Here is a 15,765-nt window from a genome sequence, read left to right as displayed (position 1 = left end):
GCTTTCGGGCGGACAACCAAGAAAAATAGGGACGATCCCATGCCGGCGCGCCGGCGGCAGGATCCAACACATCCAATGTGGTGATTTCATCCATGAAGACGTTCACTGCCAAACCGCAGTCCGTGCAGCGCGACTGGTACGTCGTCGATGCCACGGACAAGACGCTCGGCCGACTGGCTACCGAGATCGCTCGGCGCCTGCGTGGCAAGCACAAGCCCGAGTTCACCCCCCATGTGGATACCGGCGACTACATCGTCGTGGTCAATGCCGAAAAGGTTCAGGTGACCGGCAACAAGGCCCGGGCCAAGAACTACTACCGCCACACCGGCTACCCGGGTGGCTTGCGCTCCATGAGTTTCGAGCAGATGATCGCTCATGCGCCGGAGCGCGTCATCGAGTCTGCCGTCAAGGGCATGCTGCCGAAGGGCCCCCTGGGTCGCGCCATGTATTCCAAGCTGAAGGTCTACGCCGGTGCCGAGCACCCGCATGCCGCCCAGCAGCCGCAAGAACTGAACATCTGAGGGGGTCATCGCCATGACACAGCAGTATTACGGTACCGGGCGCCGCAAGACTTCCACCGCCCGCGTCTTTCTCAAGCCGGGCACCGGCAAGATCACCGTCAATAGCCGTGAGTTGGATCAGTACTTCGGTCGCGTGACCGGCCGCATGGTCGTTCGCCAACCGCTGGAACTGACCGAGACCCTCGGCCAGTTCGACGTCTACGTCACCGTCCAGGGCGGCGGCGGTAGCGCCCAGGCCGGCGCCATCCGCCACGGCATCACCCGGGCGTTGATGGAGTACAACGAGGAATTCCGCAAGCCGCTGCGCGCGGCGGGCTACGTCACTCGCGATGCCCGCGAGGTCGAGCGCAAGAAGGTGGGTCTGCGCAAGGCGCGTCGTCGTCCGCAGTTCTCCAAGCGCTGATACAGCCATTGCTGCGACAAAAAAGCCCAGGCGGTTGCCTGGGCTTTTTCTTTTTCAGACAATGGGTTGCAAGATGAATGCCACCTTCGTCAGGCCTCGTTCGCCTTGTGCATGACGGCACGATTCCTTACTATGTGGCGGATTTGATATCCGTGGTCGCGGGAAGTCATTCCCGTGATGGATCACCGGGTAAGCTGATGGGAGAAACCATAACATGGCAGATAACGGCGTGAACAAAGGGCGGCGCCGTCTCCTCTTGGGTGCGACTACCGTGGTGGGTGCGGTGGGCGCCGTAGGAGTGGCGGTTCCCTTTGTGGCTTCCTGGCAGCCGAGTGCCAGGGCAAGGGCAGCGGGTGCACCCGTTCAGGCGGACGTCTCCAAACTCGATGAAGGGCAGCGCATGATCGTCGAGTGGCGCGGGCGGCCGGTCTGGATCGTCAAGCGTACACCCGACATGATCGAGCGTACGGAGAACCTCGATACGTCACGGTTGGCCGACCCGGAGTCCAGCGAGCCGCAGCAGCCCGACTACGCGACCGGGCCGCTGCGCTCGATTCGCCCCGAAATCTCGGTGCTGATCGGTATCTGCACGCACCTCGGCTGTTCGCCGCTGTTCCGTCCCGAGCCCGATGACGTCGACATGGAGGCGTGGCCGGGCGGCTACTTCTGTCCCTGCCATGGCTCCTTCTTCGACCTGTCGGGGCGCGTTTTCCGTAACGTGCCGGCGCCGCTGAACCTGGAGATCCCGCCGTATCGCTTCGAAAGCGACGATGTGATCATCGTTGGCGAAGACGAGGAGACTGCCTGATGGGTAATCCGAACAAAGTCAAGGCGGAAAGCGGCTTCATGCGCTGGGTCGACGACCGCTTCCCCGCCACGCAGATGTGGCAGGACCATCTGTCGAAATACTATGCCCCGAAGAACTTCAACTTCTGGTATTTCTTCGGTTCGCTGGCGATGCTGGTGCTCGTCAATCAGATCCTCACCGGTATCTGGCTGACCATGAGCTACAACCCCTCTGCCGAGGGGGCCTTCCGTTCGGTCGAGTACATCATGCGCGACGTCGAATGGGGCTGGTTGCTTCGCTACCTGCATTCCACCGGTGCCTCGGCGTTTTTCGTCGTCGTCTATCTGCACATGTTCCGTGGCCTGCTCTACGGCTCCTACAAGGCGCCGCGCGAACTGGTCTGGATCTTCGGCATGGCCATCTATCTGGCGCTCATGGCCGAGGCCTTCATGGGCTATCTGCTGCCCTGGGGCCAGATGTCCTACTGGGGTGCCCAGGTCATCATTTCGCTGTTCTCGGCGATCCCGGCCATCGGCCCGGATCTGGCACAGTGGATTCGCGGTGACTTCCTGATTTCCGGGATCACCCTGAACCGTTTCTTCGCCCTGCACGTGGTGGCGCTGCCCATCGTGATCCTCGCGCTGGTGGTGCTGCACATCATCGCCCTGCACGAGGTCGGTTCCAACAATCCCGATGGCATCGACATCAAGGCCAAGAAGGATGAGTCTGGCAAGCCGCTCGACGGGATCCCCTTCCATCCGTACTACACGGTGAAGGACATCTTCGGGGTGGCGGTGTTCCTGTTCGTCTTCATGGCAGTGGTCTTCTACTTCCCGGAGGGGGGGGGCTACTTCCTCGAGCCGCCCAACTTCCAACCGGCCAACCCGCTGGTAACGCCCGACCATATCGCTCCGGTGTGGTACTTCACGCCCTTCTACGCCATCCTGCGCGCGATCACCTTCAACCTGTTCGGCCTGGATGCCAAGTTCCTGGGCGTCATGTTCATGGGAGCCGCCATCGCCGTGCTCTTCGTGCTGCCCTGGCTGGACCGCAGCCCGGTGCGCTCCATGCGCTACAAGGGGTGGATGTCCAAGACGATGCTGGCCACCTTCGCCGTCAGCTTCGTGATCCTGGGGATCCTTGGCGCGCTGCCGCCGACGCCGCTGCGTACCGTCGTCTCCCAGCTGTGCACGGCACTGTATTTCGCCTTCTTCCTGCTGATGCCGCTGTACACTCGGCTGGAGAAGACCAAACCCGTTCCGGAGAGGGTGACTGGCTAATGAAAAAGCAACTGTTTGCACTGCTCTTCGCGCTGGTGCCTCTCTCGGCGTTGGGGGCCGGCGCGGCAGACGTGCCCTATTCGATGACGCCGGACCTCGACGACAAGGCGTCTCTGCAGCGGGGCATGCAGCTCTACACCAACTACTGCATGGGCTGCCACTCCCTGGAGCATCAGCGCTTCGCTCGGGCCGCCGAGGATCTGGGCATGCCTCAGGATCTGGTCGAGGAAAACCTGATCTTCGCTTCGGATCTGGCGTACAACGATCTGATGCACAATGCCATGGTCAAGGAAGACGCGGAGAACTGGTTCGGCGCCGCAGCCCCGGATCTGACTCTGGAATCGCGTGTGCGCGGTACCGACTGGATCTACTCCTACCTGCTCACCTTCTACCGCGATCCCGAGCGTCCCAACGGGGTCAACAATCAGGTGTTCGAGATGGTGTCGATGCCGAACGTGCTCGAGCCGCTGCAGGGCGTTCAGGAGGAGGTCTGTGCCGAGACCGACAAGCCGGTCGAGGGCGAAGAGCCTGATCCGCTGACCGGTAAGTACCAGTCCTGCCATACTCTGCAGGTGACCGAGCCGGGTACCATGGAGCCCGACGAGTTCGAGGAGGCGGTCTACGATCTGACCAACTTCCTGGCCTACGTCGGCGAGCCGTCGAAGCTGCAGGCCCAGACTCTGGGGCCGAAGGTGCTGATCTTCATCTTCATCTTCGGCGTGCTGGCGTATCTGCTGAAACGCGAATACTGGCGCGACGTGCACTGATCTCCCGTCAGTGCCGATGCAGGGGGCGTATGGCATAGGCCGTGCGCCCCCTGTGCGTTGTCTCGAAGTCGACGTTGAGTGTAACGTCGGCGTCCCTGACAGGTGGCTCGCGTGTTATCATTCGAGTTCGATTTGATGCGAGGAATGTTTCATGGGTGTAGTGGCCAAGCGGTCATCGATGACCTTCTACTCCGGTAGCGATGATCACTTCAGTCATCGTGTGCGCATCGTGCTGGCCGAGAAAGGCGTTGCGGTGGACATCGTGGAGGTCAACGGCGATCGGCGTCCCGAGGAGCTCGCCGACCTCAACCCCTACAATAGCGTGCCCACGCTGCTGGACAGGGATCTGGTTCTCTATGAATCCAAGGTGATGATGGAGTACCTCGATGAGCGCTTTCCGCATCCGCCATTGCTGCCGGTCTATCCGGTGGCTCGTGCTCAGAGTCGATTGTGGATGCATCGCATCGAGCGCGAATGGTGTCCACTGGTCGAGCAAATCGAACAAGGCGGGAAGAAGGACGTCGAGAAGTCGCGCAAGGAACTGCGCGAGAGTCTGGTTGGCATTTCGCCCATTTTCGAGGATGTGCCCTATTTCATGAGCGAGGAGTTCTCGTTGGTGGACTGTTGCATTGCTCCGATTCTGTGGCGCTTGCCGGAACTGGGCATCGAGCTGCCCGAAAAGCAGGTCAAGCCGCTGATCAGCTACATGGAAAGACTGTTCGAGCGCGATGCCTTCATTGCTTCGCTCAGCGAGCGCGAGCGCGAAATCCGCGCTTGAACGGAAGCTGGCGTCAATCAACCGGAGGAGGGCCAACCGATGCTGTCGAGCCGTCCCTATCTGACCAGGGGCCTCTACGAGTGGCTGCTGGACAATGAACAAACGCCCTATGTGGTGGTGGATGCCGAGCAGCCGGGCGTCAAGGTGCCCCGTCAGTTCGTGCAGAATGGCCAGATCGTGCTGAACGTGGGTCCAACCGCGGTTCGGGATCTCGCCATCGACAATGCCTGTCTCTCCTTCCACGCCAGCTTTGGAGGGCAGGCCATGCAGGTCGTGGTGCCGATGAGTGCCCTGGTGGCGATCTACGCCCGTGAGACGGGTGTTGGCATGGTCTTCGGTCACGAGCCGGTCATGCCTCAACCCGAGGCCGGGTCCGCCGAGGAGGCGTCTTCCCCCGAAGCGCAGCAGCCTGGTGAAAACGAAGGGGAGCATGACACGCAGTACAGTCGCGATGACGACGATGAGTCGCCGTCACCTTCTCGCGGTCGACCTTCGCTGAGGGTCGTCAAGTAGCACGATCCCCGTGCGGGGAAGAGGACGCCGCAACGGCAGGCCGAACGGGCCTGCCGTTGTCGTTTATGGACGCTCAGTCCAGGTAGTCGAAGACCTTGACGATGCGTTGCACGCCGCCAATGCCCGAGACGGCATCGACGATGCGGTCGGCCTCGGCGCGGGTGACGATCCCCATGATATAGACGCTGGCGTTCTCGGTAATGAAGCGCAGGCGGCTGGTATCGATGGTCTCGTCGGCTGCCAGGGACGTACGGATGCGGGTATTGAGCCAGGTATCTGCCAGACGCTGACTGGCGGGAAGGTTGCCGGCAATGGCCAGCTCATTGTGCACGGCGCGCACGTTTCGCACGTCGCTGGCGATGTCGCTGGCCATTTGCTTGAGCTCTTCGCTGGGCACCTGGCCGGTGAGCAGCACCACGCGGTTGTAGGCATCGACGTTGATCCGCGCATCGTCCAGGCGCGAGTCGCTGCGACGCAAGTTGTGCGTGACCTTGGTTTCGATGCTCTCGTCTTCGACTTTCGTGCCCAGGGTACGCTCGCCGTAGTTTTCCTCGATGGTGCCGGGGTGGGTGACGCCGGTGATGGCCGTACAGCCGGTCAGGCCGAGCAGGGCGGTCAGGAGCAGGAATGGAATGAGGCGGTATCGGGTCATGGGGCTACTCGCTCGTGCCGAAGAGTTGTTCGTCGATGAGATCGCACAGGCAGTGGATGACCAGCAGGTGCACCTCCTGGATGCGTGCCGTGGAGGTGGCCGGTACACGAATCTCGCAGTCGTCCTGGCCAAGCAGCGATGCCATGTCGCCACCGTCGCGGCCGGTCAGTGCCACCACCGTCATGTCGCGGTCGTGGGCGGCCTGGATGGCTTGAATCACGTTGGCGGAGTTGCCGCTGGTGGAGATGGCCAGCAGGATATCGCCGGGCTGGCCCAGGGCACGTACCTGCTTGGAAAAGACGTCGTTGTAGCTGTAGTCGTTGGCGATGGAGGTGAGCGTGGACGTGTCCGTGGTCAGTGCCAGGGCCGGTAGGCTGGGTCTTTCGCGTTCGAAACGGTTGAGCAGTTCCGAGGAGAAATGCTGACTGTCGCCGGCGCTGCCGCCGTTGCCGCAGGCGAGAACCTTGCCCTCGTTGACCAGGCACTGGACCATCATCTGGCTGGCGACCTCGATGAATGGCGGCAGGACCTCGCTGGCGTAGGTCTTGGTATCGATGCTGGCATTGAAGTGTCCGAGTATTCGCTGCTGGAAGTCCATTCTGTGATCCTGGTCCCGGAACTTAGGTAGCTTCGAAGGCGCCTTGAACCCACTCGAAGTCGAGTTCGGGCGGCGTGCCGGTAACGGCCAGGGCGTCGAAGCGGCAGGGACATGATAGCCGGTTGCGGGTGAGATAAAAACGCGCTGCCCGTATCAGGCGGCGTTGCTTGGCGGCGGTGATCGTTTCCAGCGGGTGCCCATGACGGCTATCGGTCCTGTGACGTACCTCGACGAAGATCAGGGTGTCGCCGTCGCGCATGACCAGATCGAGCTCGCCGCCCTTGGCGTGCTGGTTGCGTGCCACCAGTACGAGCCCACGAGCGGCCAGCCACTCCGCCGCCCGCTGCTCGATCTGCGCGCCCCTTGCTCGGGCGTCGCTACCGTTCGCCATCGCTGCTCTCCGGGGCCTTCAGCGGCTCGTTGCCGAGTGGGGCGTCGTCGAGGCTCATGGCGTCATCGGTCACTCCTTCGTCATCCAGAAAGTCGGTGACCAGTACCGGACGGGGCAAGCCGTTCTCGAAGCGAGCCCATGGCAGGCGGCGGTGAATGCGACCGTCGCTGCCCACGCTCAGCGTGCCGGTGGCGCCGAACAATTCGCTGTCGGGGAGGAGGCGGAACTGGGGTAGACGCAGTGCCAGTTCGTAGGCATCTACGCCCATGGCCAGAAGGCGAAACAGAGACGGGTCGGCATCCTCGCGCAGCTGGCGATAACTGGCCTGAAAGGGCAGGGCTTCCTCGCCGCCGACCGCGGCATCGGGGATCTGCCAGGGAATGTCGATGAAGTTGACGCCATCGAGATCGTGGTCCAGCAGCGGCTGAGGGCGTCCCTCATGGAGGTGCGAGGTGGCGTAGATGGGCAGTTCGGCGGCATCGTAGTAGTCGAGGGTGGGGGGAACCTGTCGGGCGAAGCTGGGCACCGCGAGCAGGAAGAGCATGTCGGGAGTACCACCGTCCAGGGCACGCTGGGTACTGTCGGTGGCCGAGCCGGACGGATCGTAGGAGACCCGGCTGGTGATGGTGCCATCCTGGCGCTGCCAGGCTGCTTCGAAGGCTTCACCCACCCGGCGGCCCCAGCCGTTGTCGGGAATCAGCATGGCAGCCCGGCGATGGCCGTCCTCGCGGGCGCGGCGCGCAACCTGGCGCGCTTCGTCCTCGGCCGAAAGACCGTACTGATAGAGTCGGTCGGCCTGGTTGCGGTCGTTTTCACCATAGTTGAGAGCCAGGGTCGGGATCGGCACCCGATCACGCTCCTCGAGCCGGGTCACCAGTTCCTTGTCGAGCGGGCCGATGGCTACCTGTGCGCCGGCGTCGCGTGCCTCGGCGTACAGGAGTTCGAGGTCGCCCAGACTCGAGTCGAAAAAGCTCATGCGCAGCCCCCCGTTGCGCTCCACGGCATTGAGGTGGTGGGTGCGCAGCCCCTGGCGGATCGCCTCGGCGACACTGGCCAGCGGACCCGACTCGGGTAGAAAGACGGCAACGTGGCGGATTTCCTGGCCACGCAGTTCGCGCAGGGCCAGCAGGTCGCTGGGAACTTCACGGGCGGCAGGGTGGCGAGGGTTGCGATTGCGCCAGGAGTCGACCTGCGAGAACAGGCGCTCGATGTCGCTGCCGGAATCGCGGGTCAGGCGGGCCAGTTCGATCCATCCTTCGGTGAGTCCTCCGGCGTCATCTGCCAGGGCGGCCAGTTGCTGGCCGTCGAGGCGTGACAGCGAGTGCCAGATGTCCTCGTTGAGGGCGGTGGCGTCGGTGTCGCGCTGCACGGCGAGAAAAGCCTGGGCTGCGGCCAGGTGTTCGCCGATCTCGGCCAGGGCGCGCGCTCGGCGCTCCCGCAGGGTATTCGCCGCTTCCCGGTCGATGTCGCGCGCGTCGATGTCCTGAGTGGCGCGGAGCACGGCCGAGGCGTCTTCCGCTTCGCCACCGAGGCGTGACAGCAGCAGTGCCCAGCGCTGGTAGTCGGCATCGTCGAGTGCGGCATCGTCGAGTTCGGATGCGACCTCCAGAGCCTGGGTGCGTTGATCCTGCCGTGCTAGGATGGCGGCCGCTTCGAGGCGGCTGATGGCCGCTTGCTCGCCTTCTTGCTGGCTGGCTTGCTCGAGTAGCGCTTGCGGGTCGTCGGGGAGTCGCTCGGCCGGTCCCGGCTGATACGCGCAACCGCCGAGCAGCAGCGCGAACAGCACGGTGGCCAGCAGGCCGCGAGGCGTCTTGTCCATGATAACGTGTCCCTTGTCGTCGTCGCTTGCCGGGAGCCCTCATGTCGGATTCGAGCTCAGGATCATTGTACGTGGTCGCCACGCCGATTGGGAATCTGGACGACCTGAGTCCGCGGGCGGCGCGCGTCCTGGCCGAGGTGGCTCTGGTCGCGGCCGAGGATACGCGGCACAGCGCCCGCTTGCTGCGCCATCTTGGGCTTCATCGCCCATTGCTGTCGCTGCATGAACACAACGAAACGGCTCGCGTCGCGCAGATCGATGCGCGTCTGGGAGCGGGTGACGACATCGCTCTGATCAGCGATGCCGGCACGCCGCTGATCAGCGACCCTGGCTTCGTGCTGGTTCGGGAGCTGCGGGCGAGGGGGCGACGAGTGGTTCCCATCCCCGGCGCTTGTGCCCTGGTGGCGGCGCTCTCGGCGGCCGGCCTGCCTACCGACCGCTTTCTCTTCGAAGGTTTCCTGCCGGCGCGTGGTTCGGCACGCCGGGCGCGGCTGGAAGCGCTGGCGGAACGCGAAGAAACGCTGGTGCTCTACGAGTCGCCGCACCGCATTCGAGATACTCTGGCTGACATCGGCGCCGTGCTGGGACAGCGGCACCTGGTACTGGCGCGCGAGCTGACCAAGGCCTACGAGACGTTTCTCGAAGGCAGTGCTGAGAGCCTGTCGATTCGCCTGGCGGAAGATCCCGATCAGGCTCGCGGCGAGTTCGTGGTCATGCTGGCCGGCGCAGAGCCGCGTCGGGGGGCGGCGATGCAGATCGACGGGGAAGCGCTGTTGCGGGCCTTGTTGGACGAGGGCATGGGCGTCAAGCAGGCTGCCGGCGTGGCTGCACGGTTGCTGGGCGGGACGAAGAAGGCTTGGTATGCCCGGGCTCAGGTGATCAAGGAGACCCGGCAAAGTCATTGAGAGGGTTCCCGGGCGCTGGTATTCTTGCGCTCGGAGTTGGCCAGACAGTCGCCGCCGTTCCGACCTCGATGGTCGGCCACGGGGGAGGAAAGTCCGGGCTCCACAGGGCAGGGTGCCAGGTAACGCCTGGGCGGCGCGAGCCGACGGAAAGTGCAGCAGAGAGCAGACCGCCTACGTCTCCTGCGGGAGGCCGGCAAGGGTGAAAGGGTGCGGTAAGAGCGCACCGCGCGCCTGGCAACAGTGCGTGGCACGGCAAACCCCACCCGGAGCAAGACCAAATAGGAACCCCAAGGCGTGGCCCGCGTCGGGTTCGGGTAGGTCGCTAGAGCACTGCGGTGACGCAGTGATTAGAGGAATGGCTGTCCACGACAGAACCCGGCTTATCGGCCGACTCCCTCCGTTTTACTGGCCGGCACGGCGGCAGCGACCGTCGCCCGGCTCCCAACACCGAGAAGCGCATGTCGTCATCCGCCCCCGAATCGGCCCTCCGCGGCTTTCGCCATGCCAGCGTCCTGCTCGACGGAGCGGTCGATACCCTGGTTCACGACCCGGAGGGCGTCTATCTGGACGGTACCTTCGGTCGCGGTGGTCACAGCCGGGCCATCCTTGCGCGGCTGGCACCGACGGGGCGGTTGCTGGCCATCGATCGCGACCCTCAGGCCGTGGCCGAGGCCGGGGGTATCGACGATCCGCGCTTCACCATCGAGAAGGGTGAGTTCGCCAGGCTCGACGAGATTGCTGCAGCCCACGGGGTGCAGGGCCGCCTGGCCGGCGTGCTGCTCGATGTGGGCGTCTCCTCGCCTCAACTGGACGACCCCGAGCGCGGCTTCAGTTTCCTGCGCGATGGGCCCCTCGACATGCGCATGGACCCCACGCGCGGAAAGAGTGCCGCCGACTTTCTGGCCGATGCCGACGAAGCCGAACTGGCTCGGGTCTTCAAGGAGTATGGCGAGGAGCGTTTTGCCCGCCGACTGGCGAGAGCCATCGTGGCTCGACGTGTCGAGCGCCCCTTCACCCGTACGGCGGATCTCGCCGAGGTGGTCAAGACGGCCCATCCCGCTTGGGAGAAGGGCAAGCATCCGGCCACACGGGTCTTCCAAGCGTTGCGCATCCACGTCAATGGCGAGCTCGAACAGCTCGATGCGGCGCTGAGCGCCGGCCTGGAAACGCTGGCGCCGGGCGGCCACCTGGTGGTGATCAGCTTCCACTCCCTCGAGGATCGGCGAGTCAAGCGCTTCATTCGCGAACACGTGCGCGGCGACAGCCACTTGCCGCGGGATGTGCCGATCCGCGATGCGCAGCTGGACAGGAGGCTGGTTGCGCTGGGCAAGGCTCAGCGGCCGTCACCGGCAGAGGTCGACGCCAATCCCCGCGCCCGCAGTGCGGTGATGCGCGCGGCTCGCAAGCTGGCCTGAAGGACCATGAGTACAGCGTCGCAGCATTCCGGCATGTCACGCTTCGGCTGGCCCTTGGGGCGGCTCGGGGGCGTGCGCTTGGCACTGGTGGCATTGCTGGCGGTGGCATGCCTGGCTTCGGCCATGGCGTCGATTTCCGCCAGCCACCTGACTCGTGAGCAGTACGCCCGTCTGCAGCAACTAGAGCGCGAGCGCGATCAGCTGCAGACCGAATGGGGGCGACTGCTGCTCGAGGAAAGCACCTGGTCGTCACCGGCACGCATCGAGCGGCTGGCTTCGGAGCGGCTCGACATGCGCCTGCCCGATGTCACCGACGTCGAGGTGATTCGCCCATGAGCGCATCCCCGAGCAATGGCGTCACTCCTCGCCATCGCCCTGCATCGCCTCCCATGGGGCGGGCGCGATATGCCGTGGTGCTGGTGCTGGTCGCGCTCGGCATGCTGCTGCTTGGGGCGCGCATCGTGACGCTCCATGTCCTCGATCAGCCCTTCCTCCAGGGGCAGGGCAATGCGCGGATTCTGCGCACCGAACCGCTGTCCGCCCATCGTGGGATGATCACCGATCGCCATGGCGAGCCACTGGCGATTTCCACGCCGGTGGTGACGCTTTGGGCCAACCCTCAGGAAATCGCCGACGATCGCATCCAACGCCTGATGCTCGCTCAAGCTCTCGGCATGAGCCTGGACGAACTCGATGGACGTCTGGAACGCTATGCCGATCATGAATTCATGTACTTGCGACGTCAGTTGACCCCCGCAGCCGCCCAGCGGGTTCTCGATCTTCGCCTGGCGGGGGTCTATGCCCAGCATGAGTACAAACGCTACTACCCGGCAGGAGAGGTGACGGCACAGCTGGTGGGCGTCACCAACGTCGACGATCGCGGTCAGGAAGGGCTCGAGCTCGCCTATCAGCCCCACTTGGCCGGCACCCCTGGGAAGCGGCGCGTGGTCAAGGATCGCCGTGGCCAGCTGGTGCGCGACCTCGAAGTGCTGCGCGAAGCCGAACCCGGCGGCGAGCTGACGCTGTCCATCGACCAACGGCTGCAATACGTGGCCTATCGCGAGCTCAAGAAGGCGGTCGCGGAGCACGAGGCCGATGGCGGCATCGTGGTGATGCTTGATGCGCGCACCGGTGAAGTGCTGGCCATGGCCAATCAGCCATCCTACAACCCCAACAACCGGGCGGGACTCGATCCGCAAGGATTGCGCAACCAGGCGATCGTCGACGTGTTCGAGCCGGGCTCGGTGGTCAAGCCGCTGGCCATGGCAGCCATCCTCGAGAGCGGCGAGTACTCCCTCGACACCGTCATCGACACGTCTCCAGGATGGATGCGCATCGATCAGTTCACCATTCGCGACATTCGCAACTATGGCGAATTGGACCTGGCCGGCATTCTCGAGAAATCTTCCAACATCGGGATGTCCAAGCTCGTGCTTGGCCTCGACGAGCCCCGGGTGCCCGAACTCTATTGCCGCCTGGGCTTCGGCCAGAGCCCCGAAACGGGCTTTCCCGGAGAAGCGGTGGGGAGTCTGCCGGCGCCGGTGCGCTGGTCGAGTAGCCAGTGGGCGGCGCTCTCCTACGGATATGGCTTGTCGGTCTCGGCGCTGCAGCTGGCCAGCGCCTACACCGCACTGGCCAACGACGGGGTACGAATGCCTCCGTCGCTGCTCAAGCGCGCTCAACCGGCGAGCGGCGTCGAGGCCATCGAGCCGGCGGTGGCCCACGAGCTGTTGCGCATCATGGAGGCTTCCGTGCAGCCCGGCACCGGTGGTCGAAGGGCCGCCGTGCCGGGCTATCGGGTGGCCGGCAAGACGGGGACGGTGCGCAAATCCTCGGCGCGCGGTTATGAAAAGGATGCCTATCGCAGCCTGTTCGCGGGCATTGCCCCGGTTTCCGATCCGCGCATCGTCACCGTGGTGATGATCGATCGGCCACGCGGCGACGACTATTTCGGGGGGGCCGTGGCGGCCCCGGTCTTCTCGCGCGTGGCCGGTAGCGCCTTGCGCCTGCTCGATGTGCCGCCCGACCAGCGTGAGCGTCAATGACCACCGTACCGGAGAACTGCCCATGCACGTGACAGCAGCCCGTTTCCAGTCGGCACTGCGCCGCTGTTGGCCCGACCTGCCAGCCGATGACGCTCCCTTGCCGGCAAGGGTACGCCTGGTCGAGGACAGTCGCCGGGTCGAGCCGGGCGATGTCTTCGTGGCGGTTCCCGGTGAGGCAGTCGATGGCCGGGATTTCGTCGAGGCGGCCCTGTCGGCCGGTGCCGAACGGGTGCTTTATCATCTGGGCCGGGACGAAAGACTGCCCGAGGCGCTGGCCGATTGGCGCGTGGTGCCATTGCCCTTTCTGCGTCAACGGCTGGGCGAACTGGGACAAGCGCTCTATGCCGTGCCCGATTCGCTCGAGCTGATCGGCGTCACCGGTACCAATGGCAAGAGCTCGGTGACTCACTTCATTGCCGAACTGAGCCGGCAGCTGGGCTGCGAGGCCGGGGTGGTGGGTACCCTGGGCCACGGACGGCCGGGCGCCTTGGCCGAAGGGCGGCTGACGACCCCCGGGCCGCTGATGCTGCAGGCGGCACTGGGCGAAATGGCCGCTGACGGCATGACGAGGGTGGCCATGGAGGCTTCCTCGCATGCCCTGGAACAGGGGCGCCTGGATGGCTGCCGGGTCACGGCGGCGATATTCACCAACCTGAGCCGCGACCACCTCGACTACCATGGCAGCATGGCCGCTTACGCTGCGGCCAAGGCTCGCCTGTTTCGCCGGCCGGAGCTCGTCCTGGCCGTGGTCAATGCCGACGACCGGCTGGCGCGGCTGATGCTTGCCGGCGTGGCCGATGGCGTTCGGGTACTGGCCGTCGGCAGCGACCCGGCGGCCACGCTGCGCGTGCTCGACTGGCAGGCATCGCCCGAGGGGCAGCTGGCACTGGTCGCAACGCCGGAAGGTGAGTTCCCCCTCGAGCTTCCGCTGTTGGGTCGCTTCACTCTCGACAACCTGCTGCTGGCCATGGCCACGCTGTACGGTCTGGGTGCATCGCTGGAAGCGCTGTTCGCGGCGGCGGCACGCATTTCGCCGGTGCCGGGCCGTCTGCAGCCGCTCACCCGGCCCGGATGCCCCAGCGTGATCGTCGACTACGCGCACACGCCGGATGCGCTGGAGAATGCCTTGGCAGCGCTGCGCGCGCACTTGCCGGGACCGGGGCGACTGTGGTGTCTGTTCGGCTGCGGCGGAGAACGCGACGCCGGCAAGCGGCCGCTGATGGCTGCCGCTGCCGAGCGCCATGCCGACCGTCTGGTCGTCACCGATGACAATCCCCGCGGTGAGAATCCGGCAGCGATTCGCGAACAGATCATGGCCGGCCTTTCGTCGGCGGCGAGCCCGCGGGCCTGGAATCGGGCAGGACGAGCGCAGGCCATTGCATGGACGCTGGCCGAGGCCGCGCCCGACGACGTGGTGCTGGTGGCCGGCAAGGGGCACGAAACCTATCAGGAGATCGACGGCGTGCGTCATCCGTTCAGTGATGTGGAAACGGTGAGGCTGGCGCTGGATGAGCGGGAGGCCAAGGCATGAGCCGTTGCGGTCTCGGTACTCTGGAAGCGGTGGCCACTGAACTGGGTGTGTCGCCACCCGATGAGGACCGCCGCCTTGCCGACATCGTCACCGATAGCCGCCAGCCCGTTCCCGGCGCGCTCTTCGTGGCCCTGCGCGGCGAGCGTTTCGATGGTCACGACTTCATTGCCCAGGCCCGTGAGGCGGGAGCTGCGGCGGCGCTGGTGGAGCAGGTAGTGGACGATCCGCTGCCGCAGCTTCGGGTGCCGGATACCCGCCTCGCCCTCGGGTTGCTGGGGCGTGCTCGGCGTCGCGTGTGGGGAGGGCACCTGGTGGCCGTGACCGGTAACAGCGGCAAGACCAGTGTCAAGGAACTGCTCAGGAGCGTGCTGGAGATCGAGGGCAAGACGCTGGCCACCCACGCCAATCTCAACAATGACATCGGTGTGCCGCTGACCCTGCTGGAGCTGATGCCGCATCACCGCCATGCCGTACTGGAGCTGGGTGCGAACCACCTGGGCGAGATTGCCTGGACGACGGCTCTGGCCGAGCCGCAGGCCACGGTGATCACCAACGTCACCGGCGCTCATGTCGGTGAATTCGGCGGCATGGGCCGTATCGCCCAGGCCAAGGCGGAGATCCTCGCCGGCCTGACGAACGATGGCGTGGCGGTGCTCAATCGCGACGACGCCTATTTTCCCCTCTGGTCGCGTCTGGCTGCTCCCCGTGAAGTGCTCGACTTCGGTTTCAGCGAGGCCGCCCGGGTGCATGCCACCGAGCTGGTCTGCGATGCTCTGGGGCGTTATGCTTTCACGCTTGTCGTGGATGGTCGCACGGCGGGGCGCGTGCAGCTTGCCCTGCTGGGCCGCCACAGCGTGGCCAATGCCCTGGCGGCGGCCGCGGCGGCGTTGGCGCTCGGCATCTCCGCCGGCCGCGTCGTTGCCGGTCTGGCAGCGGCTCCGCCGCTGCCGGGACGCCTTGCCGTGGTGGACGGCATTCGCGGTACGCACGTGCTGGACGATAGTTACAACGCCAATCCCGGTGCGGTCAAGGCAGCGCTGGATTTGCTGGGCGAATGGCCGGGCCCGCGCTGGTGCCTGTTGGGTGCCATGGGCGAACTGGGCGCTGACGCCGATCGGCTGCATGCCGAGGTCGGACGCTATGCAAGGGAACGGGGAATCGACATGCTCGGTACCTGCGGGGCGCCAGCGCGGCCCGCGTGTGACGCCTTCGGAGAAGGCGGGTACCATTTCAATGACCGAGAGGCGCTGACGCGTCACGTCCTGGACCATCTGCCCCCCGGCGCCAGCGTGCTGGTCAAGGGATCGCGCAGTGCCGGCATGGAAAAGGTCGTGGCCGCCCTGCGCGCCGATGCATGAGG

17 protein-coding genes and 1 other RNA gene are annotated in these 15,765 nt (G+C 65.2%); 14 read left to right on the top strand and 4 right to left on the bottom strand.

Going from position 1 to position 15,765, the window contains the following annotated elements:
* Positions 1-92 precede the first annotated feature (92 nt).
* The 7 genes from rplM (at position 93) to BLP96_RS11720 (ending at position 5,049) form a co-directional block, all read left to right on the top strand.
* Complete coding sequence (gene rplM, locus BLP96_RS11750) at positions 93-521, top strand: 50S ribosomal protein L13 (protein ID WP_089686385.1); 429 nt, start codon at positions 93-95, stop codon at positions 519-521.
* Between the two features lie 13 nt (positions 522-534).
* Positions 535-924 (top strand): 30S ribosomal protein S9, encoded by a 390-nt coding sequence (gene rpsI / locus BLP96_RS11745; RefSeq protein ID WP_089686383.1) that lies wholly within the window; start codon positions 535-537, stop codon positions 922-924.
* A gap of 214 nt (positions 925-1,138) precedes the next feature.
* On the top strand, positions 1,139-1,732 hold the full coding sequence (gene petA / locus BLP96_RS11740) for a ubiquinol-cytochrome c reductase iron-sulfur subunit (RefSeq protein ID WP_089686381.1): 594 nt from the start codon (positions 1,139-1,141) through the stop codon (positions 1,730-1,732).
* Positions 1,732-2,991 carry a cytochrome b gene (locus BLP96_RS11735; protein ID WP_089686379.1) on the top strand — a complete coding sequence of 420 codons (1,260 nt, stop codon included), beginning with the start codon at positions 1,732-1,734 and terminating at the stop codon, positions 2,989-2,991. The genes petA and BLP96_RS11735 overlap by 1 nt, the downstream gene beginning before the upstream one ends.
* The gene (locus tag BLP96_RS11730) at positions 2,991-3,758 is read left to right on the top strand and encodes a cytochrome c1 (RefSeq protein ID WP_089686377.1); all 768 of its coding nucleotides are present in this window, start codon (positions 2,991-2,993) and stop codon (positions 3,756-3,758) included. Before BLP96_RS11735 ends, BLP96_RS11730 begins: the two co-directional genes overlap by 1 nt.
* Before the next feature lie 151 nt (positions 3,759-3,909).
* Positions 3,910-4,536 (top strand): stringent starvation protein SspA, encoded by a 627-nt coding sequence (gene sspA, locus BLP96_RS11725; RefSeq protein WP_089686375.1) that lies wholly within the window; start codon positions 3,910-3,912, stop codon positions 4,534-4,536.
* Between the two features lie 39 nt (positions 4,537-4,575).
* Positions 4,576-5,049, top strand: a complete 474-nt coding sequence (locus BLP96_RS11720; protein WP_089686373.1) for a ClpXP protease specificity-enhancing factor — start codon at positions 4,576-4,578, stop codon at positions 5,047-5,049.
* 73 nt (positions 5,050-5,122) lie between these two features.
* Here the strand turns inward: BLP96_RS11720 and BLP96_RS11715 are convergent, their stop codons facing one another.
* Genes BLP96_RS11715 through BLP96_RS11700 form a run of 4 tightly spaced genes read right to left on the bottom strand, consistent with a single transcriptional unit; the run spans position 5,123 to position 8,509 of the window.
* Entirely contained in the window at positions 5,123-5,701 is a 579-nt protein-coding gene (locus BLP96_RS11715; RefSeq protein ID WP_089686372.1) for a BON domain-containing protein, read from the bottom strand.
* Between the two features lie 4 nt (positions 5,702-5,705).
* Positions 5,706-6,299, bottom strand: coding sequence for a phosphoheptose isomerase (locus BLP96_RS11710; protein WP_089686370.1), 594 nt, complete (start codon positions 6,297-6,299; stop codon positions 5,706-5,708).
* A 22-nt stretch (positions 6,300-6,321) separates the two neighbouring features.
* Positions 6,322-6,690, bottom strand: coding sequence for a YraN family protein (locus tag BLP96_RS11705; protein ID WP_089686368.1), 369 nt, complete (start codon positions 6,688-6,690; stop codon positions 6,322-6,324).
* The gene (locus BLP96_RS11700; protein ID WP_089686366.1) at positions 6,677-8,509 is read right to left on the bottom strand and encodes a penicillin-binding protein activator; all 1,833 of its coding nucleotides are present in this window, start codon (positions 8,507-8,509) and stop codon (positions 6,677-6,679) included. Before BLP96_RS11700 ends, BLP96_RS11705 begins: the two co-directional genes overlap by 14 nt.
* Positions 8,510-8,550: 41 nt before the next feature.
* On the opposite strand from BLP96_RS11700, the gene rsmI reads away from it, so the two are divergent.
* The 7 genes from rsmI (at position 8,551) to BLP96_RS11665 (ending at position 15,763) form a co-directional block, all read left to right on the top strand.
* On the top strand, positions 8,551-9,414 hold the full coding sequence (gene rsmI / locus BLP96_RS11695) for a 16S rRNA (cytidine(1402)-2'-O)-methyltransferase (protein ID WP_089686364.1): 864 nt from the start codon (positions 8,551-8,553) through the stop codon (positions 9,412-9,414).
* A 32-nt stretch (positions 9,415-9,446) separates the two neighbouring features.
* Positions 9,447-9,813: RNase P RNA component class A (gene rnpB / locus BLP96_RS11690), an RNA gene on the top strand.
* 59 nt (positions 9,814-9,872) lie between these two features.
* Positions 9,873-10,829 carry a 16S rRNA (cytosine(1402)-N(4))-methyltransferase RsmH gene (rsmH, locus tag BLP96_RS11685; RefSeq protein WP_089686586.1) on the top strand — a complete coding sequence of 319 codons (957 nt, stop codon included), beginning with the start codon at positions 9,873-9,875 and terminating at the stop codon, positions 10,827-10,829.
* Between the two features lie 6 nt (positions 10,830-10,835).
* Positions 10,836-11,165, top strand: a complete 330-nt coding sequence (ftsL, locus tag BLP96_RS11680; protein WP_089686363.1) for a cell division protein FtsL — start codon at positions 10,836-10,838, stop codon at positions 11,163-11,165.
* Positions 11,162-12,874, top strand: a complete 1,713-nt coding sequence (locus tag BLP96_RS11675) for a peptidoglycan D,D-transpeptidase FtsI family protein (RefSeq protein ID WP_089686361.1) — start codon at positions 11,162-11,164, stop codon at positions 12,872-12,874. The genes ftsL and BLP96_RS11675 overlap by 4 nt, the downstream gene beginning before the upstream one ends.
* Before the next feature lie 22 nt (positions 12,875-12,896).
* Positions 12,897-14,405, top strand: coding sequence for a UDP-N-acetylmuramoyl-L-alanyl-D-glutamate--2,6-diaminopimelate ligase (locus BLP96_RS11670; protein ID WP_089686359.1), 1,509 nt, complete (start codon positions 12,897-12,899; stop codon positions 14,403-14,405).
* A complete protein-coding gene (locus BLP96_RS11665; protein ID WP_089686357.1) occupies positions 14,402-15,763 on the top strand; it encodes a UDP-N-acetylmuramoyl-tripeptide--D-alanyl-D-alanine ligase in 1,362 nt (453 codons plus the stop codon). The genes BLP96_RS11670 and BLP96_RS11665 overlap by 4 nt, the downstream gene beginning before the upstream one ends.
* Positions 15,764-15,765: the final 2 nt, after the last annotated feature.

This window comes from Billgrantia gudaonensis (genome assembly GCF_900100195.1).
Lineage (GTDB): Bacteria > Pseudomonadota > Gammaproteobacteria > Pseudomonadales > Halomonadaceae > Halomonas > Halomonas gudaonensis.
This window is presented reverse-complemented; position numbering and strand designations above follow the sequence as displayed.